At 67.6% G+C, this 21,946-nt stretch carries 21 protein-coding genes; 13 read left to right on the top strand and 8 right to left on the bottom strand.

Features of this window, described 5'->3' with window-relative positions; all coding sequences use genetic code 11:
* Positions 1–17 precede the first annotated feature (17 nt).
* Positions 18–479: a hypothetical protein gene (locus AC3A6G_RS22025; RefSeq protein ID WP_487874546.1), complete on the bottom strand. Its 462-nt coding sequence runs from the start codon at positions 477–479 to the stop codon at positions 18–20.
* A 152-nt stretch (positions 480–631) separates the two neighbouring features.
* On the opposite strand from AC3A6G_RS22025, the gene tssJ reads away from it, so the two are divergent.
* From tssJ to AC3A6G_RS21980, 9 genes are all read left to right on the top strand, one after another.
* Positions 632–1,324 (top strand): type VI secretion system lipoprotein TssJ, encoded by a 693-nt coding sequence (tssJ, locus tag AC3A6G_RS22020; RefSeq protein WP_487874545.1) that lies wholly within the window; start codon positions 632–634, stop codon positions 1,322–1,324.
* A gap of 11 nt (positions 1,325–1,335) precedes the next feature.
* On the top strand, positions 1,336–2,727 hold the full coding sequence (gene tssK / locus AC3A6G_RS22015; RefSeq protein ID WP_487874544.1) for a type VI secretion system baseplate subunit TssK: 1,392 nt from the start codon (positions 1,336–1,338) through the stop codon (positions 2,725–2,727).
* A 3-nt stretch (positions 2,728–2,730) separates the two neighbouring features.
* Positions 2,731–3,417, top strand: coding sequence for a DotU family type IV/VI secretion system protein (locus AC3A6G_RS22010; RefSeq protein ID WP_487874543.1), 687 nt, complete (start codon positions 2,731–2,733; stop codon positions 3,415–3,417).
* A complete protein-coding gene (locus AC3A6G_RS22005) occupies positions 3,417–7,226 on the top strand; it encodes a type VI secretion protein IcmF/TssM N-terminal domain-containing protein (protein ID WP_487874542.1) in 3,810 nt (1,269 codons plus the stop codon). The genes AC3A6G_RS22010 and AC3A6G_RS22005 overlap by 1 nt, the downstream gene beginning before the upstream one ends.
* Positions 7,227–7,357: 131 nt before the next feature.
* Positions 7,358–8,395 carry a helix-turn-helix transcriptional regulator gene (locus tag AC3A6G_RS22000; protein ID WP_487874541.1) on the top strand — a complete coding sequence of 346 codons (1,038 nt, stop codon included), beginning with the start codon at positions 7,358–7,360 and terminating at the stop codon, positions 8,393–8,395.
* Positions 8,396–8,461: 66 nt separating this feature from the next.
* Positions 8,462–8,839 (top strand): helix-turn-helix domain-containing protein, encoded by a 378-nt coding sequence (locus AC3A6G_RS21995; RefSeq protein ID WP_487874540.1) that lies wholly within the window; start codon positions 8,462–8,464, stop codon positions 8,837–8,839.
* A 922-nt stretch (positions 8,840–9,761) separates the two neighbouring features.
* The gene (locus tag AC3A6G_RS21990) at positions 9,762–10,646 is read left to right on the top strand and encodes an ArdC family protein (protein WP_487861968.1); all 885 of its coding nucleotides are present in this window, start codon (positions 9,762–9,764) and stop codon (positions 10,644–10,646) included.
* A 460-nt stretch (positions 10,647–11,106) separates the two neighbouring features.
* On the top strand, positions 11,107–11,388 hold the full coding sequence (locus tag AC3A6G_RS21985) for a hypothetical protein (protein WP_487861969.1): 282 nt from the start codon (positions 11,107–11,109) through the stop codon (positions 11,386–11,388).
* Positions 11,381–12,238: a relaxase/mobilization nuclease domain-containing protein gene (locus tag AC3A6G_RS21980; RefSeq protein WP_487874539.1), complete on the top strand. Its 858-nt coding sequence runs from the start codon at positions 11,381–11,383 to the stop codon at positions 12,236–12,238. Before AC3A6G_RS21985 ends, AC3A6G_RS21980 begins: the two co-directional genes overlap by 8 nt.
* Before the next feature lie 30 nt (positions 12,239–12,268).
* On the opposite strand, the gene AC3A6G_RS21975 is transcribed toward AC3A6G_RS21980, so the two are convergent.
* Positions 12,269–14,362, bottom strand: coding sequence for a sensor histidine kinase (locus AC3A6G_RS21975; RefSeq protein ID WP_487861971.1), 2,094 nt, complete (start codon positions 14,360–14,362; stop codon positions 12,269–12,271).
* 28 nt (positions 14,363–14,390) lie between these two features.
* Between AC3A6G_RS21975 and AC3A6G_RS21970 the strand changes: the two genes are divergently transcribed.
* Both AC3A6G_RS21970 and AC3A6G_RS21965 read left to right on the top strand, forming a co-directional pair.
* Positions 14,391–15,104 (top strand): response regulator transcription factor, encoded by a 714-nt coding sequence (locus AC3A6G_RS21970; RefSeq protein WP_487865003.1) that lies wholly within the window; start codon positions 14,391–14,393, stop codon positions 15,102–15,104.
* A 126-nt stretch (positions 15,105–15,230) separates the two neighbouring features.
* The gene (locus tag AC3A6G_RS21965) at positions 15,231–16,049 is read left to right on the top strand and encodes a helix-turn-helix domain-containing protein (protein WP_487865004.1); all 819 of its coding nucleotides are present in this window, start codon (positions 15,231–15,233) and stop codon (positions 16,047–16,049) included.
* 29 nt (positions 16,050–16,078) lie between these two features.
* Here the strand turns inward: AC3A6G_RS21965 and AC3A6G_RS21960 are convergent, their stop codons facing one another.
* Complete coding sequence (locus tag AC3A6G_RS21960; RefSeq protein ID WP_487865005.1) at positions 16,079–16,432, bottom strand: hypothetical protein; 354 nt, start codon at positions 16,430–16,432, stop codon at positions 16,079–16,081.
* A 117-nt stretch (positions 16,433–16,549) separates the two neighbouring features.
* On the opposite strand from AC3A6G_RS21960, the gene AC3A6G_RS21955 reads away from it, so the two are divergent.
* Positions 16,550–16,927 (top strand): YbaN family protein, encoded by a 378-nt coding sequence (locus tag AC3A6G_RS21955; protein WP_487874538.1) that lies wholly within the window; start codon positions 16,550–16,552, stop codon positions 16,925–16,927.
* Here AC3A6G_RS21955 and AC3A6G_RS21950 read toward each other — a convergent pair whose 3' ends face one another.
* The gene (locus tag AC3A6G_RS21950; RefSeq protein WP_487865007.1) at positions 16,928–17,950 is read right to left on the bottom strand and encodes a tyrosine-type recombinase/integrase; all 1,023 of its coding nucleotides are present in this window, start codon (positions 17,948–17,950) and stop codon (positions 16,928–16,930) included.
* A 203-nt stretch (positions 17,951–18,153) separates the two neighbouring features.
* On the opposite strand from AC3A6G_RS21950, the gene AC3A6G_RS21945 reads away from it, so the two are divergent.
* A complete protein-coding gene (locus AC3A6G_RS21945) occupies positions 18,154–18,954 on the top strand; it encodes a 2-keto-4-pentenoate hydratase (RefSeq protein WP_487865008.1) in 801 nt (266 codons plus the stop codon).
* A 23-nt stretch (positions 18,955–18,977) separates the two neighbouring features.
* On the opposite strand, the gene AC3A6G_RS21940 is transcribed toward AC3A6G_RS21945, so the two are convergent.
* The 4 genes from AC3A6G_RS21940 to AC3A6G_RS21925 all read right to left on the bottom strand — a co-directional run bounded on the left by AC3A6G_RS21940 (position 18,978) and on the right by AC3A6G_RS21925 (position 21,933).
* Positions 18,978–19,304, bottom strand: coding sequence for a HigA family addiction module antitoxin (locus AC3A6G_RS21940; protein ID WP_487865009.1), 327 nt, complete (start codon positions 19,302–19,304; stop codon positions 18,978–18,980).
* An 11-nt stretch (positions 19,305–19,315) separates the two neighbouring features.
* Positions 19,316–19,714 (bottom strand): type II toxin-antitoxin system RelE/ParE family toxin, encoded by a 399-nt coding sequence (locus AC3A6G_RS21935; RefSeq protein WP_487865010.1) that lies wholly within the window; start codon positions 19,712–19,714, stop codon positions 19,316–19,318.
* A gap of 125 nt (positions 19,715–19,839) precedes the next feature.
* The gene (locus AC3A6G_RS21930) at positions 19,840–21,081 is read right to left on the bottom strand and encodes an MFS transporter (RefSeq protein ID WP_487874537.1); all 1,242 of its coding nucleotides are present in this window, start codon (positions 21,079–21,081) and stop codon (positions 19,840–19,842) included.
* Positions 21,082–21,120: 39 nt separating this feature from the next.
* Positions 21,121–21,933: a DUF899 domain-containing protein gene (locus tag AC3A6G_RS21925; RefSeq protein ID WP_487874536.1), complete on the bottom strand. Its 813-nt coding sequence runs from the start codon at positions 21,931–21,933 to the stop codon at positions 21,121–21,123.
* Between the last annotated feature and the right edge of the window lie 13 nt (positions 21,934–21,946).

The raw sequence follows: 21,946 nt of genomic DNA, 5'->3' as shown, positions 1-21,946 counted from the left end.
TCATGGTTCACAGCTTCTCAGGGCAGCAGGGCGGGTCCGATCACGTGCCCGAGCGAATCCAGGCGCAGCGCGGCACCGGGGTCGTAGCCGAGATCGACGCTGTATTCCTCGCCGTCGAACCCGTAGGTGACGCGATAGCGTGCGGCCTGCAGGCGCTGCGTGGCGACCGGGTCGCAGACGGTCTCGGGCGCGAAGGCCGGTGGCGGAACATCGCCTTCTGCAGTGGGTTCGGAGGAGAACATCCGCGACCACAGCGATGCTTCGGGCGGCGCTGCGAACTGCACGCCACAGCGCTCGCGCGTGCCGTTCTGCATCACCTGCGTGCGGTACACCGCGAGCACCGCAGCGATGCTGAACGGGCCGACGGCAGTCGGGGCGGGTACCACGGTTGGCGGCGTGGCAACCGGCTGGGCTTCGGCACCGGGTGGGGGCTTGGGTGCATGGGCGCAACCCCCTGCGATGGCCGCCGTGCAGAACACGGCGGAGGTCCAGGCGAACCGAAGAGAGAAGGGCAGGCAGTGCATGCAAGGGCAAGGCGGAAGCGGTCCGCCATCGTACGGGCTCGGGCCTCGGTGCGCCTTGCGAATCGACACGCGCTTTGTTTCATCGGCAACATGGCCGGAGGGCGTTCGTGAGCCGCCGATGGGCCGCCGCGCTGGCGCTGGGTGCCGTGGCCGTCGCCGTGCTGCAGGGCTGCGCGGCAGCCAATTCCGCGATGGGCGGCAACACGGCCAGGCAGGCGCGCGCCGAGGTCAGCTGGGAGGCAGGAAAAGACGGTGTGCTGATCGAGATCACGTCCGCCACCGATCTCAACCTCCACGAGAACGTGCCGCACACGCTGCTGCTGAGCGTGTTCCAGATGACCGACGCCGCAGCCTTCCAGAAGCTGAAATCCGACCCGCAGCGGATGTCGCACGTGCTCGCAAGCGGCCAGGCCGGCCCAGACTTCCTGCAGCTCAGCCGGTATGTGGTGGCGCCGGGCCGGCGCACGCTGCTCGCGCTCGACCGGGCGCAGCAGGGTCGCTACGTCGGCTTCGTGGCCGGCTACTACCAGCTCGATGCCGAGGGCAACGCCCGGCTCTTCGAAGTGCCGCTCACCGTGAGCAGCAAGGGCTGGCTCTCGAGCACCTACAGCGCCGAGCCGGTGCCGCTGGCGATCCGGCTGAACCTGGGCGCGCAAGGCATCGTCTCGGCGAGCATGCTCAATGCCTACCCGATACCGAAGAAGGAATCGGCGTGGATTCCGCTGGACGGGGGAGGCCGCGAAATCGACCTCGCGCCCCGGTCCGGCGAGGCCCTCGATCCGTCCACCCGCAAACTCTGAGCACCCATTCCATGAACGAGAAGGCCGGCATCTATTGGCAGCAGGGCATGTTCCTGCAGCCGCAGCATTTTCAGCAGTCCGACCTGCACCAGCAGTTCCAGCGCAAGCCGGCGCTGGAGAGCGGTCAGCCGCATTTCTGGGGCGTGGGCGAGCTCGTGCTGGGCGCTGCGGCCATCGCGAACCAGCGCATCGAATTGCAATCGGCCCGGGTTCTCTTTCGCGACCGCACCTATGTGGAGTACCCGGGCAATGCGGTGATCGCGGGCCGGAGCTTCACGACGGAGCAGTTTCAGGGCGACGAGCCGCTGACCGTCTACCTGGGACTGCGCCGCCTGCACGCGACAGAGTCGAACGTCAGCACGGTCGACGAGATCGCCGATGCGGCCCTCGCACCCACCCGGTACGCCACCACCTACGCGAGCGACGAGGTACCCGACCTCTATTCGAGCGCGCCTCCCGCGCAGGTGCGCTCGCTGGTGTTCGTGCTGCGCATCTTCCTGGACGGCGAGATCGAAGCCCTGCAGGACTACGAGCTGGTGCCGATCGCCAGGCTGGTGCGCGACGGCGCCCTGGTGCGGCTGGTCGAGGACCACGTGCCACCCTGCTATGCGATGACGGGCTCGCAGTGGCTGCAGCAGCAGGTCCGCGACATCCGCGACGAGCTCGCGGGCCGGGCCCGGCAGCTTCAGGCCTACAAGGCCCCGGGCGAGACCCGCGGCGCGGGGCTTGACGCAGCGGACGTGGTGCTCTTGCTGGCGCTGCGAACCATGAACCGCTTCAGTCCGCAGTTGCAGCACCTGAGCGAGGTCGAGAACCTGCACCCCTGGGCGGTCTATGGCGTGCTGCGACAACTGGTGGGTGAGTTGAGCTCGTTCTCGCAGCGCTTCAACCTGTTCGGCGAGGCCGAGGATGGCACCGCCGGCGTTCCGGCCTACGACCATCGCCAGATCGGGCGTTGCTTTGCCCGCACGCATGCCCTGATCACCCACATGCTCAACGAGATCACCGTGGGCGCCGAATTCATCGTGCAGCTCCAGCCCGAAGGCGACCATCTCTACAACGGCGAACTGCCCAAGCGCCTCTTCAGCGAGCACAACCGCTTCTACCTGCTCATTCGCAGCAACTCGATTCCCCTCGCGATCGCCCAGGCGATACCGAACGATGCCCGGCTTGGGCCAGCCGCCGAGATGCCCAGACTGCGCTCGCTGGCGCTGCCGGGCCTTGAGCTGATCCACCTGCCGGTGGCGCCGCAAGGGCTGCCGCGGCGCGCGGATTCGCATTATTTCCGCATCGAGCAGATCAGCCGGCAGTGGGAGTCGATCACGCGCGACGGCTTGATCTCGCTGTCGTGGCTCGATGCGCCAAGCGACCTTCGCGCCGAGATCGCCGTCGTCAGAAGGTAGGCCGTGAAACTGGTCGATGCTTTCATTCCGGTGTTGGCCGTGGTGCGCCAGTTCGCTCTGGCCCCGGACGGCGACGCCGCGGCGACGGCCGAGCGGCTGCAGCCGCTGCTGGTGCTGGCGCAGCAGGAAGCGCTCGCCATCGGAACGCCCGAGGACGACCTGCGCAGTGCACTGTTCGCGGTCGCGGCCTGGGTCGACGAAACGCTGTCCACCTGCGACTGGCCGCACGCCGGAAGCTGGCAGCGCCATTTGCTGCAGCGGCAGTTCTTCAACGTGTCGAATGCGGGCGTGGCCTTTTTCGAAAGGCTCGCCAGGCTTGGCGACGCGCAGACCGACGTGCAGGAGGTCTATGTGCTGTGCCTCTCGATGGGCTTTACGGGCCGCTTCGGCCATGGCGACCCTGGCGACGCAGGGCGCGCACTGGCCGACATACGGCTTCGCGCGATGCGTCGCGTGCTCGCCCAGGCGAATGCGCGGGGCCTGGACGCGGCGGAGGTGGCCGCGCTGGTGTTCCCGGGCGTCGAACTGAAGGCGCCGGAGGGCAGGGGAACGACGCGTCGCCGGCGGTTCGCGCTCTCGCGCCTGAGCGTGCTGGTGCTCACGGTGCCGGTGCTGGTGCTCTGCGGCTTGTACCTGGTCTTTTTTCTGGTGCTGCGCAATGAGGTGCAGGCCATCTTGCCCCTGATCTGATGAAGCTCCTCCGCAAACTGATCGTCTGGGCCTGCGTGCTGGCGTTGCTCGCGCTGCTCGGCTGGGGCGTGTCGCTCTACCTCGGGTGGCCATGGTGGAGCGCGGTGGCCTTCGTCTGCGGCGCCGTGGGCCTCTACCTGCTCTACCGCTTCTTGCGCCGCCTTCTGGTGGCGGCACGCTCGCGCAGCGCCATCGCGCGGACCGACATGGACCAGCGCCTGCGCACCGAGGCGATGGCGCCGCAGGCGGTGCTCAAGCGGCGCTGGAAGATGGCCGTCGACACGCTGCGGCGCTCAGGCCTGCGGCGCCACGGCAACCCGCTCGACGTGCTGCCCTGGTACATGCTGGTGGGCCGTTCGGGCGCCGGCAAGACCACGGCGCTCACGCGCTCGCGGCTGAGCCTGCCCCTGCAACAGGTCGACCGCAACGCGCCGATCCTGCAGACTGCCAACTGCGACTGGTGGTTCTTCGACGATGCCGTGCTGATCGACTGCGCCGGCCGCTACGTGGAAGCCGAAGGCTCGCGCGAGGACCGCGAGGAATGGAGCGTGGTGCTCGACCAGCTCGCGCGCTACCGTCCGCACGAGGGCATCAACGGCCTGGTGCTCACGATCGACGTGCGGCGTTTGCAGCACCCCGATCGCGATGGCCTGGCCGAGGAGGGCCGGGTGCTGCGTGAGCGCATCGAGCAGCTGATCCGGCTCTTCGACCGGCGCTTCCCCATCTACCTGCTCGTGACGCAGTGCGACCACCTGTACGGTTGGGAGGATTGGTCGGCGCGGCTCGAACCCGGCGCGCTCGACCATGCCATGGGCTATCTGGCGACGAACAGCGAGCAGCACTTCGTCGACCGCGCATTCGCCCGCATCGGGGAGCGGTTGGGCCTGCTGCGCCTGCAGCTGGCGGCGCGCGCGCCCGGCGCCACGCCGGCGCTGCTGATGTTCCCCAGCGAACTCGCGCAAGTGAAGGCCGGCTTGCGCCTGTTTCTGGACGCCTGCTTCAGCGACCATCCCTACCTGGAAAGTCCCTTCCTGCGCGGCCTGTTCTTCAGCAGCGGCGCGCAGCAGGGCGGCGCCGTCTCGACCCTGCTGCCAGAGCTGCTGGCGCCGGTGCCCGCGCATCGCACGACCCATACGGGCCTGTTCCTGCACGACTTCTTTGGCCGCGTCCTGCCGCGCGACCGCAACGCCGGCCTTCCAGCCGCGCTGGTCAACCACTGGCGGCGGGCCACGCGCCACCTCGGGCTGCTCGCGTGGGTGACCCTGTGCCTTGCGGCCGTCTTGCTGATGGCGGCGGCCTTCCAGCACAACCGCACGACAGTTGGGTTGGTGCGCGAGACCTACCCGCTGGATGCGCGCTTCGTCGGCAAGCTCGACGAGGATGCGCGAACGCTCGAGCGCATCAGCGACGCACTGGCCGTGGTCGACAGGCGCAACGACCGCTGGGTCGGCCAATGGATGGTGGCGACCAGCGAGGTGGGCGAGCTCGAGCAGCAGCTCCAGCGCAGTTTTGTTTCCAACTTTCGCCGCTACATCGAGAGGGGGAACTACGAGGCCTTTCAGGATGTGGGCCCGAACAGCGGGATATCGACCCAGCAGTTGCGCGCGGGCCGCGCGTACAACCTGGTGCGCCGCATCCATCACATCCAGCGGCGCCTCGCGGGTGATTCGCGCAGCGATCTCGACGGGTTGCCGGGTCTGCTGCCGGTCGATCCGGCCCGCCGCGTCGACGCGCAGATGGTCCACCGGCTGGAGCGACTTGGGCTCTCCTACATTGCCTGGCATCCGGATGAGGACGGGTTCCTCGATGCCCGGCTCGCGTCTTCGCAGATGCAACTGGAGCAGGAGGCCTATGCCGGGGCTTTGCCACTGGCCTGGCTGCTGGACCTGCCGGCGGATGCCTTGCTGGGCGACGACGTGACGTTGGCCCTGTTTTGGCGGCCCGTGGCGGGCGCCGCGGACGGCATGAGCGCCAAGGCTGCCGCAGCCGAGCTGGCCGCCCCGCGCGTGCCGGTGGCCTTCACGCTTGAGGGCCAGCGCGCCATCGACCGGTTCCTCGACGATATGGCAAGCGCGGTCCGGGATCGACCCCGGTTCGCGCGTGAAAGGTTGCGCTTCGAGCACTGGTACCGGCTGCAGCGTGCCAACGCTTGGCACCATTTCGCGATCGGCTTTCCAGCCGGCGAACAGCTCCTCGCAAGCGAAGCCGCTTGGCGAACCGTGCTGGCGCGCGTGGCCCACCGGCAGGATCCCTACACGATGCTGATCGAGCGGCTGCGGCAGGAATTCGCGTCGCTCCGCGACGAGGAATTGCCGCCCTGGCTCCTGCTGTCACGCACGCTGGGGCGGCTCCAGGTCGAGACCCGGACCGGCGCGATGCTGGCGGACAGTGCCACCGTGTCGCTGATGAGTTCGCTCGACGCGGTCGGCGGCCGGGCGCTGAAGGCGAGCACGTCCAGCCTGTCGCTCGGGCGCGAGACAGTGCGGCGGGACCTCTCCCTGCGCAAGCAGTTGAAGATGTACGACGCCAGCCTGGATGCGGTCATGCGAGAGGCGCTCGACGGCGAAGGCAAGTCCATGGCGCTGGCGGGTGAGTTCCATGCTTTCGGCAGAGACCCGTCCGTTTCCTCCTCCCGCCTGCATGCCGTGACCGATGCCATGCGCGAGCTCCGCAAGGACTCGGGCTTCGACGGCGGCGAAAGCGCGGTCGTTTGGAAGCTCGCCAGCGGTCCCTCGCACCTGCTGTTGCGCTATGTAGACCAGCAGGCCTCGTGCGTCCTGCAGAAGGATTGGGAGACCAGTGTCATGTGGCCGCTGCAGAGCGCCACCTCGATGACCCAGATCATGGACCAGCTGTTCGGCACCCGGGGCACCGTATGGGCATTCGTCGACGGGCCTGCAAAGCCGTTCCTGCGGCGCGACGCGACGCGCTTCGGCATGGTCGAGACGCTGGGCTACAGCTTGCCCGTGACGCCCGACTTCCTGCCGCTGCTCAACGGCGCCGTGAACAAGCGCGTCGAGCAGCTTGTCGGCCAGCAACAGCTCGAACTTGCACAACGCAAACGCCAGGCCGACATCGAAAAGCAGCAGCTCGAAGCCAGCCAGGCGGTGCAGGCGATCGATTCACGCCTGGCCGAAACCCGCCGCCAGACAGAGACCCTGCGCGCCGTGCCACTGCCGTTGACCCTCACCGCGCAGCCCACCGGCGTAAATCCGGGGGCCACGGTCAAGCCCTACCTGACGACGCTCACGCTGCGTTGCGCCGCGCGTGCCAACGTGATCAACAACTACAACTTCCCGGTGACCGAGCAGCTCGAATGGAGCGCTGCGACGTGCGGGGAGGCCACGCTGGAGATCCGGCTCGGCGAGCTCACGCTGAGCCGGCGTTTTGCGGGTGCCACCGGAGTGGCCGACTTCGTGGGGGAGTTCCGCGACGGCACACGCGACTATGGCGTGCTCGACTTCCCCCAGAGTCGCGCACGGCTCGAGGCCATGAAGGTCAGCAGAATCACCGTGCGGTACGACATGCAGGGGCAGGACGCACTCCTGAAGACGCAGGCCCAGCTCACGAAGCTCGCCCGCGATCTGGTGGAGATGGCGGCCGAGAAGCAGCGCCTCGCCGCGCAGCAGCTCGGACAGGCGCAGGCACTGGTGGACATTCGCACGCCGGGCGCCTCTGGCGAGCCGCTCATGCAGGTTTCGGTCCCGCCGCGCGTGGGCGCGTGCTGGAGCCTGGACAGCCGCCGCAAGTCGCCCCAGACCCTGCAGGCGATGTTCGACGCGCTGATCGCCCCCGGCGGCGCGCCGTGACGCGAAGATCCGTGATGGAACCCTTCGGAACTCCGAGCGCGCCTGCCATGCCTGCTGTTTGGCCATCCAGCGCGATGACAGGAGCCTCGCGCGCTGGCCTCCGGGCAGACCCGACGGCCTCGGACAAGTCGATGGCGGCAGCCTCTTCCGCGTTCGGCGGCGGACGGCGCTTTGTCTCGGCCGCCGGCCGAAGCGCTGCCACGCATCGCAGCGAAGTCACGACGGACATTTTCAGATCGATGCACCTGGAGCTCGCATCGGACGATGCGGTGCGCGGCCATGGCGTGCTTTGCGAAGACTCCAACGGAACTGTCGCGCATTGCGAAGTGCCTGCATCGGAGATGCGCTCGACCCTGGGATGCATCGGCGCGCCTCGAGAGGCCGACATCTGCCTGTGGCTCATCGAGCGCGGCACGCTCACGGTCGAGCAGAGCAACGGCATACAAACCCGCTTCGGGCCCGGCAGCGCATTGCTGTGTGACGTGGCGCAGCCGTTGCGTGGGCGCTGGGACCACGCGCGCGTCAGCATCGTGCGCCCCGCCAGGCCGCGGCTGGTGCAGCTGATCGGCCAGGCGCCGGCGGCAAGGGCGCGCTCGATCGAGGCCATCGGCCATCTTGCGCTCGCGCCTTTCCTGGCATCTCAGCTGGGTACCTTTGGCCACCATGGCGTCGCGCTGGGATCTGATGAGCGGCAGGCGGTCCTGGCAGGCATCTTCCAGACTGCTGAGACGTTGCTCGGTTCGGTGTATCTGGCCGGGTCCGCGCCCGCCGTGGATCGACTGCAGATGGTCCACCGGTTCCTCCAGAGCAACCTGCATCGGCATGACCTGAGCGTCGTCGACATCGCACGGGACACCGGGCTGTCGCGTGCACAGCTCTACCGCCTGTTCTCTTCGCAGGACATGAGCGTGCACGCGACCCTGCGCGAAAAGCGCCTGCTCAAGAGCCTGGGTTATCTGCAGCAGCCCAAAGGCGGCCAGCTGAGCATCGGCGCCATCGCCTACGCTTGCGGCTTTTCCGACCAGGCGGTGTTCAGCAAGCTCTTTCGCCAGCGCTTCGGCATGTCCGCGCGCGAGGCGCGTCGGCGCATGCCAATGGAACATGCGGTGGATGCACGTTTCGCTACCGTGACGATTGATTCCGGACCATCCGGAGATCCGTCAGCTTGAAACCTGAAACACGGACGGTTTCCAGTTCGAAGTGCAACACACTCGATCCCGAAGGAGAGAGCTTGCATGAACAGAAGCTACGAACAGTTGAGTGACGGAGAGCGCGGGATGATCATGGGGAAGAAGCTGCAAGGCCACCGTGCCAGATCGATCGCCCGGACCTTGCAGCGCGCTCCCAGCACCATCACACGAGAGTCGGGACGCAGCGGTTTCGAAGCCGATGCAGAGCTCGACACGATCGGGCGCCCGCGCATCGCGGGTGGCTACGACGTGGTGAGGGCCGGCGCTCGCTCGCGCCGCGTACGACGCCGGGCACGGCGCCTGTGCAAGCTCCACTTCGAGGGCGCGCTGTGGCGCAAGGTTCGAGCATTGATGGCGCAATGCTGGTCGCCCGAGCAGATCGCCGGCACACAAGGAGTTGGTGGCGCTGCTGCGCCAAGGTAGCGACTCGTCTTGGCCTTGCCTTGGAAGCGATCGCCTTTGCGCCAGTACTTGCCGGCAACCCATTGACGCAAGACATGCCGCCGCCCTCTGCGTAGCGCTCGCCAGTCGGGGCGCGCTTGTGCTTCACTTGCCTCACGAATGTGTCTGTCAGCGGCATCGCCATTCCCTTGCTGTCGGTACGTGGTTCAAGCCAAGTGCAGGTACCTCCAGAAGTACCGACGGACGCGAAGATTTCGATGCCATGCATCGCCACATGGCGAGAGGCAAAGAAAGGCCCCCCTGTGAGAAGTGCAAGTTGTGAAGCGGCGAGAAGCCGTATGAAATGAGGGACTGGCCCGCCCGGAGGTTCAGGATGCTCGACCGGTCAGTTCCTCGGCAAGGACGGCATCGGCCGCGCTTCTCGCCGGCTCCATGCGCACAAGATCCTGAGGCCGGATCGTTGTGCCTACGTCAAGCGGCAGCAGCAAGGGCAATGTCGCTGCGAGGCGCATCACGGGCCTGTGCGACGGGCAGTACGGCGGCACATCCGCCTTCGGGCCACCTCTTGATCGACGCATAGCTCGCGCGTGCCGTTGTCCAGGGCTCGGGCTTCGCCACCGTCCTCACCCGGTCCTCTCGCTGTTCGGCTGCGGCTTCCGGGCGGTCCCTGGACATCGCCCCTTTCACTCGCTCTTCATGCGTCGAGGCGGCTCCGAAAGCAGATCTTCAACCACCGCGGCACACCCCGCAGAAAGGCCCAGTCATGCGCGCAGTACGCAATCCCGTTCGCCAATCTCGGTCAGATGCCTTGGCAGCCACGGGCGTTCCCCCCGTACCCCCCGAGGGCTCACCAAAAGCAGCGCTCGGGAGCAATCGGGCATCGAAGTATGGATCCATCGGTCGCAAGGACCCGCGCCAGATCCTCACGGACCGGATCATTGCCATGCTCGAGAAGGGCGGCCATGTTTTTCGCGAACGTTGGCTGCGGGCAGCCGGCCGCGGAATGCCCCGCAACGGCAAGACAGGCAAGGCCTATCGCGGCGCGAATGTGCTGGTTCTCTGGGACGAGGCGATCGAGCAAGGCTACAGCTCCAACGTCTGGCTGACTTACAAGCAGGCGGCCTCGCTGGGAGCCCAGGTCAGGCGCGGAGAACGTGCTGTGATGTGCGTGCATTTCGAGCGCGCGCTCTCAGATCGCGGCCAGCGCGTGGACGAGGATCGCGATCCGCCGGCCGATGAGCGGGTGCAGCATGCGCCGTTCGAGGGCCGGCTCCTGTGTCGGCCGTTCTGGCTGTTCAACGTGGCTCAAATAGCTGGGCTCCCGAGCGAGGTGGCTGCACTCGGTCCACCGCCCGAGACATTCGCTGGCGGACCGGTGGAAGCTGCGGTGCGGCTCCTTGGCGGCTGCAATCCCACCATCCGCCATGGTTTTGAGCGCGCGATGTACCTGCCGGACCTCGACGAGATCCGGCTGCCGCTGCCTGAGCGCTTCACGAGTGGCGAAGCGTATTGCGCGACGTCGCTGCATGAATTGGTCCACTGGACTGGTCACCCGAGCCGCCTGAGTCGGTGCTTCGGCCAGCGCTTCGGCGACAGTGCGTATGCGTTTGAGGAATTGGTTGCGGAACTCGGCGCCGCCTTCGTGCTGGGGCACTGCGGCCTGGTCGAAGCGACGATCGAAGGCCATGCGGCCTATCTAGAGAGCTGGCTGCGCGTTCTGCGCGGCGATCGCAGCGCCATCTTCACCGCTGCGCGCCATGCGGGCGACGCGTTCGAATTCATCCTCGCCCGCTCGATGGCCCAGCCAGGAGACCTGGCCGCTCCGTAAGCTTCGCGAACTCCGTTGCCTAGGGCGTATGGCGGCGCAAGTGTGTCGCCGATGCCTGCGTTCCGGCTCCGGCTACTGGATGCGATGTTCGCATCTCGACTGTTCGGCATGCCGAACGTGGCGGCCTTGTGTTGCTATGAGGGCAGGATAGACTGATGTCAGCCATCGTATACGTCCAATAGATTTCCTGATGCGTTGCGCCCCACGCCCCGCTGTCGTCTCAACCCGAGTCCCCCGCGAGACCAAGGCGGCCCTTGCCTTGCTCGCCTCGAGACAAGGGCTTACGGAATCCGCGCTGCTTGCACTTTCCATCGATAGGCTGCTCGGTGCCAGCTTCGCTGGAGACACACACAACGTACTGACGGAGATGCCGGATCCCAGGAGAGCAAGTGACCGGGTCACGCTCAGGTTGCGGCCTGGCGACCGGGCGTTGGCAGAAGCCCGTGCCGCAAGTCGGCACATGAAGACATCTCGCTATCTCTCGATGCTGATCCGAGCGCACGTGCGCACCGCGCAGGTCATGCCTCCTGCGGAAATCGATGCTCTCAAAGCACTTGCTGGGCGCTTAGGCGCGATTGACCGAAATCTGAAAATGTTGCGCCTGTCTCGACACGATCCAGTATCTGCGTCCTGCACGCCGGACGGCCTGATGGAACTCGCGCGTGCCGTTCAATCGGTCCGTGAAGCGGTTGCTTCGGTGGTGCGGGCGAATCTCAAGAGCTGGGAAGCCGGTCATGGCTAGGCATCTGGTGGTGCTGCCCCGCACGCCAGGCTTGGAGCTGGACCTCGTGAGCCACGGCCGACGCGGGCCCGTCGCCACTTGCCGGTCAAGCGGCGGAGCGGTCGAGTTGGCGAGGGCAGCCAATCCCGATGGACCCGAAGTGGTGGTGAAAATATCCGGCGGCGCAAGAGACATCGAAGGAGCGTTGGCGCACCTGACCTACATCGGCCGCAACGGGAAGCTCGACATCGAAACGGACGATGGCGAGCTGGTGCATGGACGTTCCGCGATCAGTCGTCTGGTCGACGGATGGCAGCTTGACCTGTGCTCTAGCGGGTACCGGCCGAAGCCGCCGAAAGGCCGAAAGGACACGCGTGCGAAGCTGCTGCACCATATCGTGCTATCGATGCCGGATGGGACGCCGCCGCGCAAGGTGATTGCCGCTGCGCGCGCTTTTGCCCGTCAGAACTTCTCGTCGAAGTACCGATATGCGATGGTGCTTCACACGGACCAGGCCCATCCTCATGTCCACCTGAGCGTCAAATCCGAGCCGGAGTACGAACCAGGCGAACGACTGTGTGTTCGCAGGGATACGCTGCGACGATGGCGAGAGCAGTTTGCGGCATTGATGCGGGCGCAAGGCGTGGCGGCAACTGCCACGCCTTGGCAGGCCCGCAATCAGCGCGAGGTTGTCCACGACGGCGCGGAGGACCATGCTCCGCGCTCGCTGCGCCTGCTATGCATTGGTGCGGGCGCAGCAGACGGCAACACGCAACGCTGTGCGACTAGCGATACCCGACGGACCGAGCCCGGTGCACCAAGGGACCGCACACACGATTCCACTTACCCTCCCCAAAACCGCAGCCGGTGACACGGGCGTTTTTCGCATGCGCGCGGACGATCAGGGGCTACGTTCGAGCGGCGCAGCAGGAAGCGCCAGGCGGAATGTCGACCCACTGGCGCCTGTCTCGTGCAGTACCACATCGCCCCCATGGCGCATCGCGATCTCGCGCGACAGGTGCAGCCCCAGGCCGGTGCCCGCCACCGCGCCCACGGTTTCGGCTCGGAAGTATTTCTCGAAGATCCGGTCCGCGTCGGCCGGTGCAACACCGGGCCCGCGGTCGATCACGTCGACCTGCACGGTGTCGCCCGTCTGCCGCAGCACGACGCGAACCGGGTGCTCCGGCGGCGAGTACTTCAGCGCGTTCTGCATCAGGTTCTGCAGCGCGATCTCGAGCAGCGCGCGGTCGCCGCGCACCTGGGTCAGGGGGGCGTGCACCTCGAGCAGCAGGCGCGAAGCGCCGGGGAAGTCGAAGCCCTCGCACAGGCCGCGCGCAAGCGCTGCCAGGTCGAGGGCTTCGACGCGAAGCGTCCGGTTCTCGGGCTGAAGGCGGTCGGCCAGCAGGATGTTCTCGATCAGCATCGTCAGGCGCTGCACGGCGCGCCGGATTCGCTCGGTGCGCTGCTTCACCACGGGCTCCGCGCCGAGCTTCGAGATGTCGAGCGACTGCGCCGCGCCGTCGATCACCGTCAACGGCGTGCGGAACTCGTGCGACACCATCGAGACGAACTCGCGCTGCTGCGCGATCGCTTGCCGCTCGACGTCGAGCGACGCGCGCAGCCGGGCTTCGAGGCGGGCGCGGGCCGCGACTTCCTCGTGCAGCGCGGTGTTGGCCTGCTGCAGTTCGGCGGTGCGCCGCGCCACCGTGCCTTCGAGTGCCTGTTCGGCTTCGAGCCGCACCGCGAGCACGCGCTCGCGCTCGGCGCGGTAGTCGCGCTCGGCGCGCCGCGTGCGGTCGGCCACGGCCACGTTCAGCAGAATGAGGTGGACCATGGTCCCGAGCCAGTAGATGCGGTCGGGCGGCGCGCCCGGCACCCAGTCGCCGAACCAGAGCTTCAACAGCCCATAGAGCCCCAGCACCGTTCCCACCGCAAAGGCCGAGGCCGGCAGCAGGTATCCGAACTGGCGTCGCACGAAGATCAGGTAGCAGACGAAAACGGCGCCGAACAGCGTGGACGCGGTGCTGCCCGCGCTGACCCAGGTCGCGATGGCGGCGTGATGGCCGGCCAGGGCCAACATGAACGCGACGAAGTTGAACACGACCACTGCATTGAAAAAATGCGCAGCGGGCGGCCAATGGCGCCGGAACTGGAAGATGCGCGACATGAACGCGGTACCCACCATGTTGAAGAAGCAGTTGACCGCCAGCAGAGTTTGCGCGACGCGCTCCGGGCGATGGTCGAGAAACCACTCCGCTGCGAACCCCTGGCGGTTGACCGACAGTGCTGCGATGCAGAGGACGTAGAGCGCGTAGTGGACGTAGAGCCCGTCGCGCAGCCAGGCCCCGAAGATCAGGTTCATGCAGACGGCGAGCATGACCGCGCCGAGCAGCACGCCCATGATGGCGTAGTCGGCCGTGCGGTCGCGCTCGAAGCCGACGGGCTGCCACAGGTCCAGCTCGGCCCGCAAGGACGGCCCGTTGTTGCGCAGCCGAAGGAAATAAGTGGCCGGCTCCGTCGACAGGTCGACCGGGAACACGAAGTTGTGGTCGGGGATCTCGCGCGCCGCGAAAGGGCGGGCGTCGCCGAGCGGCGTCTCGACGAATCCGCCGCGCCCGTCGGGCGCATACAAGGTGGCTTCGTGGATGCGTGGCGGGCGCACCCGCAGCAGCCATCGTGCAGGCGCATCGGCCGTGCGCGCCAGCGAGAATCGCAGCCACACCGCGTCGCGGCTGAAGCCTTCCTGCACCGGCCCTTCGAGCGGCGCGAATCCGTGCTGCTGCGCGCCGCCGGCCACCTCGGCAATGCGCCACCGGCCCGAGGGGTCGCGCTGGATCTCGAGGCCGCTGGAGAGCTCGAGGCCACGGTCGATGCCATCGGAAGCCGACAGCACCAGCGCGCCGGCTGGCGTCGCAAAGCACCACAGCAGCAGCAGGCAGAGAAGAACGAGCAGGCGGCCCGGGACTGCCCGGATGGTTTCGACGTGGAGGCGCATTGGGGCGCGACTTTATACTTTCCGTGTCATGCCATCCTCAAGCCCGCGTACCGGTCTTCGCGTCCATGTGATCGAAGACGACGAAGACATCCGTGCAGAAACCGTCTTCGCGCTTGGAGAGCTCGGCTTCGACGCGGAAGGCTTCGGCGATGCCTCGTCGTTCTACAAGGCATTCGCGGTTCAGCCCTGCGACATCGCAGTGGTGGACATCGGGCTGCCAGGCGAGAACGGCCTCGCGATCGTGTCGCACCTGCGTGCGGTGCGGCAGCGGCTCGGGCTTGTGCTGGTCACCGCGCGGGGCAGGCTCGAAGACCGGCTGCTGGGCTTGCGCGAAGGTGCCGATGCCTACCTGGTGAAGCCGGTGAACATGATGGAACTGGCCGAGACGCTGCACGCTGTCGGACGGCGCCTCATGGCCGCGCCGCTGGAGAACGCAGCGCCTGTGCCGCCCGAGCCCGCCGCCTGGCGGCTGCTCGAAGGCGACTGGATTCTCGGCGATCCCGAAGGCCGGCAGATGGCGCTGACGACGAGCGAACGCGCCTTTCTCGGCTGCCTTTTCGGGCAGCGTGGCACGGCAGTGAGCCGTGACGACCTGATCCGCGCGCTCGGTGGCGACGTGTTCGATTTCGACGAACACCGCATCGACGCGATCGCCAGCCGGCTGCGGCGCAAGGCCGCGAAGCTCGGCATGCGGCTGCCGTTGCATTCGGTGCGCGGCACCGGCTACGTGCTCGCGAACTGACGCTCCCCGGGCAGCGGCACGGACGGGCCTGGCGCGTGGTCAGGAACCGTCAGAAAAGGTCAGGCAGGGCGCAGGAAAAAAAACACCGGGACTTGCACCATGCGGCACGCAACGCGCCGCATCTTCATGTCCTACTGGCTTCAATCTCCCGCCGAGCGTGCGCACATCATGGTCATCGACGACAACGTCGAGGAACTCCAGGTGCTGCTTGCATCGCTGCGCCACGCCGGCCACCGAATCAGCCTGGCCTTCGACGCGCTCGAGAGCTACCGCCGCGCCGGCGCGCTGCAGCCCGACCTGATCCTGCTCGACGTGCACCTGGGCGCCGCCAGCGGCTTCGAGGTGTGCCGGCTGCTGAAGGCGGACCACGCCACGGCGCACATTCCGGTGATCTTTCTCACCGCCGGGGCCACGCTCGAAGAGCGGCTGACCGGCCTGCGCGAGGGCGGCGTCGACTACATCCTCAAGCCCTTCGAACCCGAAGAGGTGCTGGTTCGCGTCGCGGTCCATCTCACACTCGCACGTCGCAGCGCGCAAGTGCCGCACGGTGTCGTCGGTGCGCCGGGCACGCCGTCGGAATCCGGAGACCAACCAGCTCACGACGTGGACCGCGTGATCGCCGCGGCCGCGCAGCGGCTCATCGAGAGCGATCTTGCGAAAGTGCCTCCAATGCCGACACTCGCCGCACGCGTGGGCACGCACGAGAAGCGGCTGGCGCGGGCGTTCCGCGTCCACACGGGCCGGACCGTGCCCGGATTCGTGCGGGAGGCCCGGCTGTTGCGCGCGCAGCGACTGCTCGTCGAGACGCCGCTCGCCATCGAGGAAGTGGCGCATGCGGTCGGGTTCTCGGGTGCCGCGAATTTCACGACGGCATTCCGGGAGCGCCTCGGTAGCACGCCGGCGGCGTATCGGCGGCTGCATCGCAGTTGCGCCTGCGGCGCCTGACGCGCAGCATCCACCACGCAGCGTTCGCCTCAGCCTATCCGCTCGGCCTGCTTGCGCTGGCGCTCCAGCGCCTTGCGCACCGAAGACTCGATCGCGCGCAGCTGCAGGGCAATGTCCTGCAGTTGCTGCGCCACGCTCACGAAATCCGTGCGCTGCGGCAACTCCGCGGCCGCAAGGGATGCCAGCCTGAGCCGCGTATCCGGCGTCGCAACGCCCATCAGGGCATCGACACTGACCGCCGCGCTTTCGGCAGCGGCACGCACCGCGGCCAAGGCCTCGTCGAGCTGCACGTCGCGGCGGGCCATGGCGTGCGCCAGCGAGCCGTGCCGCGCAGTGGCAGCGGCGACTGGCTCCTGGTCGAGCAGAGGTGCGATCTCCTTCATGGCGCCGATTGTGTCGGAGAACCGTGCTGTGGCCATCTGGAGTGCGCGGGCGATTTACCATGCGTCCATGTGTGTGTCGAAAATAGCGTCGGAACATCGTCCCGGGCGGTGCGCGTCTTGAGGCGGCTCGATGGGGCCATCGCAAAGCTGCTCTGGCGCTTGCTCGCACTGGTGCTGCTGGCCCTCGGCCTGATCGGCGTGTTCCTTCCGGTGCTGCCGACGGTGCCTTTCCTGCTCGCCGCCGCCTGGGCGGCCGGCCATGGCTGGCCGGCGCTGGAACGCTGGCTGCTCGCGCACCCGCGCTACGGCGAACACATCGTGCGCTGGCGGCAGTCGGGGGCGGTGCCGCGCCGCGCGAAATGGGCTGCCACCGGCATGATGAGCCTGAGTGCGGCCGTGCTGCTGGCCACGAGCGCGCCGCTGGCGGTGAAGGTCGGGGCGCCGCTGGTCATGGCGGCGGTGGCGTTCTGGCTGTGGCGACGGCCCGAGGCCTGATCACACCACGTCGGCCGGGCCCTGCAGAACGCGCTGGTACTTGCCCATCGCCTCTGGTTCCACACCGAGCCAGCGCGCCACCTCGTCGATCCGCGCCCCGCGACGCAATTGCCGCAGCGCGAAGGTGTGGCGCAGCAGGAACGAGCCGCCGCCGACCGCTTCGATCCCGGCCTCTTCGAGCACCTGCCTGGCGGCGACGTACTGCGCCTCTTTGCTCCAGGGTTTGCCGGTGCGCGTGGCCGGAAACAGGAAGTCGCCCGCGATCCCGGTTTCGGCACGCACTTGCAGCCAGTGCTGGAGCAGTTCGCCGGCCCAGGGCGCGACCGGCGCCTCGCGCGCCGGCGAGTTGCCGTTGCCGGGCACCGCGAGCTTCCAGGGCCGGTCGCGGCGGCCCGCGATCTGCGAGCTCGGCGCATCGAGCCGCAGCACGCGCACGTCGCCAGGCGCGAGCCCTGCGCCGAGCTGCAGGGCCACGGCCACGCGGTTGCGCAGTGCCTGCCAGCTCAGCGCGCTTTGCGCATGCCGCGTGCCCGTGCTGCCGGGCCGCGGGCGGGCGCTCGAAAGCCAGGTGATGAGCTGCTTCGCCTCGGCGAGCGAGAGGAACTCGGGCAGCGGATCGGCGCGCGCCGAATCGGCGTAGCGCACGGTCGGCTGCTCCGCGAGCCAGTCGGCGGCGGCGGTGTTCGCCCGCTGGCCGGTCGCCTCGGCATGGTGCCGGAGCACGCGGTCGATCAGGCGCAGCAGCCGAAGCGCATAGCGCGGCGAGAGCGACAGGTCGGCGCTCTTCATGCCGAAGCGCGCCTGCTGGAACGCCGCCAGGTCGCCGCGGTCGAGCGAGGCCAGCGTCACCGCCGGCGACTGGCCGAGGCACCAGGCAGTGAAGCTGCCCCACATGTCGCGGTAGACCGCGACCGACGAAGGAAGCCGCAGCGCGCCGTTGGCCTGCTGGGCCGCAAGCCAGCCATCGAAGGCGGCCTGGTGCGAATCGCCGGCGGGCTCGGGGAACAGTGGAAGGGACGACATAAAAAATACGCTAACGGCGACCGATGTTGGATGAGTATGTCTTTCCACTGGTGGACGGATTGCTGCGCGACGTGTCGGTTGAGCGCGTGCTTTATTCAAGCCGATTGCCGTTAGTGTATTTTGAAAGTGGAGTTTCAGGTTGCGGATTCCACCCTGCTTAGAGGAGCGCCCGCCCGCCTGCGTCGATCAGTAGACTGCCGCGCATGACGCCTCTATCCGTTCTCGACCATTACGACCGAGGCCACCTGTGGCCCGCTGACCGCGTGCTTCCGATCGCCGCGGACATCGACGCTGCCTACCAGCAGGCATTGGCGCTGCGGGCGTTGCGCATGGGCCGCGGCGAGCGCCCCGTGGGCTACAAGATCGGTTTCACGAACCGAACCATCTGGGAGCGCTACGCGGTGTATGCGCCGATCTGGGGAACCGTCTGGAACACGTCGCTGTCGTGCGCGAGCGACGGTGCAAGCGAGGTGGGCCTCGCAGGCACCTGCCAGCCCCGGCTGGAGCCAGAGATCGTGTTCGGCATCGGCGCAACGCCACCGCGCGATGCCACGCTGGAAAAGCTCTTCGAGTGCATCGTATGGCTGGCCCCCGGCTTCGAGATCGTGCAGTCGCACTGCCCCGACTGGAAGTTCAGCGCCGCGGACACCGTGGTCGACGGGGGATTGCATGCGCGCCTGCTCATCGGGCGCGAGACGCCGGTCAGGCGTCTCGCCAGTAGCGGGCAGTCACTGGACGATCTGCTGGGCCGCACCCGCGTCCGGCTGTACCAGGGCGACGTGCTGATCGACGAAGGCACCGGCATCAACGTGCTCGATGGTCCGTTGCATGCCCTGCACCATTTCAGCCAGGAACTGCAGCGTTGCCCGGGCGCGCCGGCATTGCAGCCCGGCGACGTGGTGACCACCGGCACATGGACCGATGCCTGGCCGCTGGCGCCGGGACAGCGCTGGCGCGCCGAATTCGACGCGCCCTTCGAGTCGCTCGACATCACGCTGCGGTAGGAGGCTGTCGGGCTTGCCGGCGCTCAGGCGGCAAGCGCAAAGCGCTCGTCTTCAGCCGCGGGAACCGCCGCCACCGCCTTCTTGATCTTGACCTTGTGTCGCTTCTTTGCGACCCATAGGTCGAACTCGCCCTGCATGCGAAGCCAGGTGCCGGCATCGCCTCCAAGCCATTCGGACAGGCGAATCGCCATCTCGGCGCTGATCGCTGCGTGCTCGTTCAGCACACGCGACAGCGTGGGGCGTGCAATCTCCAGTTGCGCCGCCGCTTCCGTCACACTCAGACCCAATGCAGGCAGTACATCCTCACGCAGAATCGAGCCGGGGTGCGGAGGATTGAACATATGAACCATCGCAATTCCTTTCAATGGTAGTCCTGGTAATCGACCAGGATCGCATCCGTGCCCTCGAACGAGTAGGTCACGCGCCAGTTGCCACTCACCGAGACGGCCCAGTGGCCAGCCAGGTCGCCATGGAGGGCGTGCCAGCCGAACCCGGGCAGGTTCACGGCTTCTGGCGTTGTTGCGGCATTCAGAACCGCCAATAAGCGCCGCAGCTTTGGCGCGTGATGAGGTTGAATGCCCTTCTTCGTGCCGGCCAGGAAGAACGCTTCCAACCCCTTGTGGCGCCATGTTCTTATCATCTTCCAAGTGTAGCGTGTAACGCTACACAAATCAACAAAGAACCGCTGTGTAAAGGCCGCCACGCGCCGGGCCCTTCTCGACATCCGCCTTGCGGCGAAGAGCACGACGTTGGGGATCACCTGGCGGTCCCGTCGGCACAGCGTGCCGCTCGACACGCTGACGAGTGCCCCGTTGTCCGGACGCCCGCTGGCGGTCGATATATGAATGCGTCGTTTCCCGGCCCGCCGACCGCAGCGGCAGCGCTTCAGCCCGCCGGCTGCAGCCGCGGCGCCGCCTGCCGCGCGGTACGCGGAAAGGTGAGCGCGACCGCCACCGCACCGAGACCAACGGCCATCGAGCCGATGTACATCCACGTGTAGCTGCCGTAGCGGTCGAACAGCCAGCCGCCGAGCACCGGCCCGAGCGCCATGCCCAGGCTCGAGAGCATCGTCGCCGCGCCGAGCACGGTGCCGAGGATGCGCGGGCCGAAGTAGTCGCGCGCCAGCACCGCATAGAGCGGCATCACGCCGCCATAGGCGAGCCCGAAGACGATCGCCACCGCATAGAAGCCGCCGAGCTGGCTGACCATCAGGTAGCTCGCGGCAGCGAAGGCCTGGATCAAGAGCCCTGCGACGAGCACTCGCTTGGCGCCGAGCCTGTCGGCCAGCACCCCGAAGATGAGGCGTCCGCCGAGGCCGGCCGCGCCTTCCATGCTGTAGATCGTCACGGCCGCGAAGGTCGGCAGGCCGCAGCCGATGGCATAGCTCACGGTGTGGAAGATCGGGCCCGAGTGCGCCGCGCAGCAGGCGAAGAAGGTGATGCCGAGCACGAGGAAGGCACGCGAGCGCAGCGCCTGGCCGACCGGCATGGCCGGCGCCGGGGCGACGGCACCCGCGCCGGCCGCGCTGCCGGTGCCCGGCGCCGCGCGAATGAACCAGACCGCGGGCAGCAGCAGCACCCAGGCGCCGATGCCGATGATCAGCTGGGCCATGCGCCAGTCGTAGCGGGTCACGAGCCAGGCGGCCAGCGGCGCGATGGTCATCGGCGCCACGCCCATGCCGGCCGACACGAGCGAGACCGCGAGGCTGCGGTGGCGTTCGAACCACGACGCGGTGGTCGAGATCACCGGCGCGAAGAAGCTGCCGGCCGCAATGCCCATGAGCACGCCGAACATCAGCTGGAACTCGAGCAGCGAACTCGCGCGGCTCGCAAGCACGGTCGCCAGGCCGAGCAGCAGCGTGCCCGCGAGCACCACCACGCGCGGACCGTAGCGGTCGCTCAGCGCGCCCCAGCCGAAGCCGGCCACGCCCATGCTCAGGAAGGCGAAGGTCATGGCGGTCGAAATGCCCCCGCGCGACCAACCGGTGGCCGCGCTCATCGGCTCGAGGAACACCGCGAGCGAGAACACCACGCCGATGGCGACGCATGTCATCAGCGCGCCTGCGGCAACGATGGACCAGTTGGTGTCGATCGCGGCGACGGCGCGCCGGCTTGCGGGATCGTTCATGGGTCTTGTTCCAGAAAAGTTGAAAGTGAACCAATAGGTTTACTTTAAATGGATTCCGTCCCGAATGCATCCGGGACAGGGCGCCGGCGCCGCCGCCGCCGGCGCGGCCTCGTAGCGGTCGTGGTGCCGCAGCCATTCCATCTTGTGCGGCACGTCGCGTTCGCCGCGGCCCCGGGGCACGAGGTCCATCATCTGGTAGGCGCCCATCATCACTTCCACGCCACGCCCGTAGGTCGAATAGGTGTGGAACACCTCGCCCGCGTCGTTGCGGTAGAACACGCTGAGGCCCGGCGCCTCGTCCGACGGGAAGGGCCGCACCGCATAGTTGTAGTAGACCTCGCCCTTGGCCACGTCCACGGGCGCGAAGCTCACGTGGAAGTCGTGGTTGAAGTCGCTGCCGTGCGAAGACACCCAGCTGAACTGCCAGCCCATGCGCTGGCGGAAGTGCTCGATCTCCGCCAGCGGTGCACGCGAGATCGCCACGAAGCGGATGTCGCGTTGCGCAAGGTGCACGTTCATGCCGTCGGTGTGGTCGGCCATGAACGAGCAGCTCGGGCAACCCTGCGCCCAGCCCGGGCCGAACATGAAGTGCTGCACCAGCAGTTGGCGCCGGCCGTCGAACAGGTCGGCAAGGCGGCGCGGCCCCTCCGGCGTGTCGAAGACATAGGCCTTGTCGACGCGCCGCCAGGGCAGGGCGCGGCGCTCGCGTGCGACCTGGTCGCGCAGGTGCGTGAGCTCGCGCTCGCGCGCCATGAGCTTCTTGCGCTCGGCGAGCCACTGTTCGGTGGAAACCACAGGATGGTTCGCGATGCCCGCTTCGGAAACGGCTTCAAAGACGGCTTCGGTGTCCATGGTCTGTGCTCCT

This window comes from Variovorax sp. Soil_C_26 (assembly GCF_057657075.1).
This window is presented reverse-complemented; position numbering and strand designations above follow the sequence as displayed.

Excerpts from the sequence above, each read along its gene's own strand:
- AC3A6G_RS22000 (WP_487874541.1), top strand. The coding sequence starts at position 7,358 with ATGGCGGCAGCCTCTTCCGCGTTCGGCGGCGGACGGCGCTTTGTCTCG.
- AC3A6G_RS21960 (WP_487865005.1), bottom strand. The coding sequence starts at position 16,432 with ATGAAGGAGATCGCACCTCTGCTCGACCAGGAGCCAGTCGCCGCTGCC.
- AC3A6G_RS21980 (WP_487874539.1), top strand. The coding sequence starts at position 11,381 with ATGGCTAGGCATCTGGTGGTGCTGCCCCGCACGCCAGGCTTGGAGCTG.
- AC3A6G_RS21990 (WP_487861968.1), top strand. The coding sequence starts at position 9,762 with ATGCTCGAGAAGGGCGGCCATGTTTTTCGCGAACGTTGGCTGCGGGCA.
- AC3A6G_RS21945 (WP_487865008.1), top strand. The coding sequence starts at position 18,154 with ATGACGCCTCTATCCGTTCTCGACCATTACGACCGAGGCCACCTGTGG.
- AC3A6G_RS21940 (WP_487865009.1), bottom strand. The coding sequence starts at position 19,304 with ATGGTTCATATGTTCAATCCTCCGCACCCCGGCTCGATTCTGCGTGAG.
- AC3A6G_RS22005 (WP_487874542.1), top strand. The coding sequence starts at position 3,417 with ATGAAGCTCCTCCGCAAACTGATCGTCTGGGCCTGCGTGCTGGCGTTG.
- AC3A6G_RS21925 (WP_487874536.1), bottom strand. The coding sequence starts at position 21,933 with ATGGACACCGAAGCCGTCTTTGAAGCCGTTTCCGAAGCGGGCATCGCG.
- AC3A6G_RS21965 (WP_487865004.1), top strand. The coding sequence starts at position 15,231 with ATGTCCTACTGGCTTCAATCTCCCGCCGAGCGTGCGCACATCATGGTC.
- AC3A6G_RS21970 (WP_487865003.1), top strand. The coding sequence starts at position 14,391 with ATGCCATCCTCAAGCCCGCGTACCGGTCTTCGCGTCCATGTGATCGAA.
- AC3A6G_RS21985 (WP_487861969.1), top strand. The coding sequence starts at position 11,107 with ATGAAGACATCTCGCTATCTCTCGATGCTGATCCGAGCGCACGTGCGC.
- AC3A6G_RS21975 (WP_487861971.1), bottom strand. The coding sequence starts at position 14,362 with ATGCGCCTCCACGTCGAAACCATCCGGGCAGTCCCGGGCCGCCTGCTC.
- tssK (WP_487874544.1), top strand. The coding sequence starts at position 1,336 with ATGAACGAGAAGGCCGGCATCTATTGGCAGCAGGGCATGTTCCTGCAG.
- AC3A6G_RS21930 (WP_487874537.1), bottom strand. The coding sequence starts at position 21,081 with ATGAACGATCCCGCAAGCCGGCGCGCCGTCGCCGCGATCGACACCAAC.
- AC3A6G_RS21995 (WP_487874540.1), top strand. The coding sequence starts at position 8,462 with ATGAACAGAAGCTACGAACAGTTGAGTGACGGAGAGCGCGGGATGATC.
- AC3A6G_RS21950 (WP_487865007.1), bottom strand. The coding sequence starts at position 17,950 with ATGTCGTCCCTTCCACTGTTCCCCGAGCCCGCCGGCGATTCGCACCAG.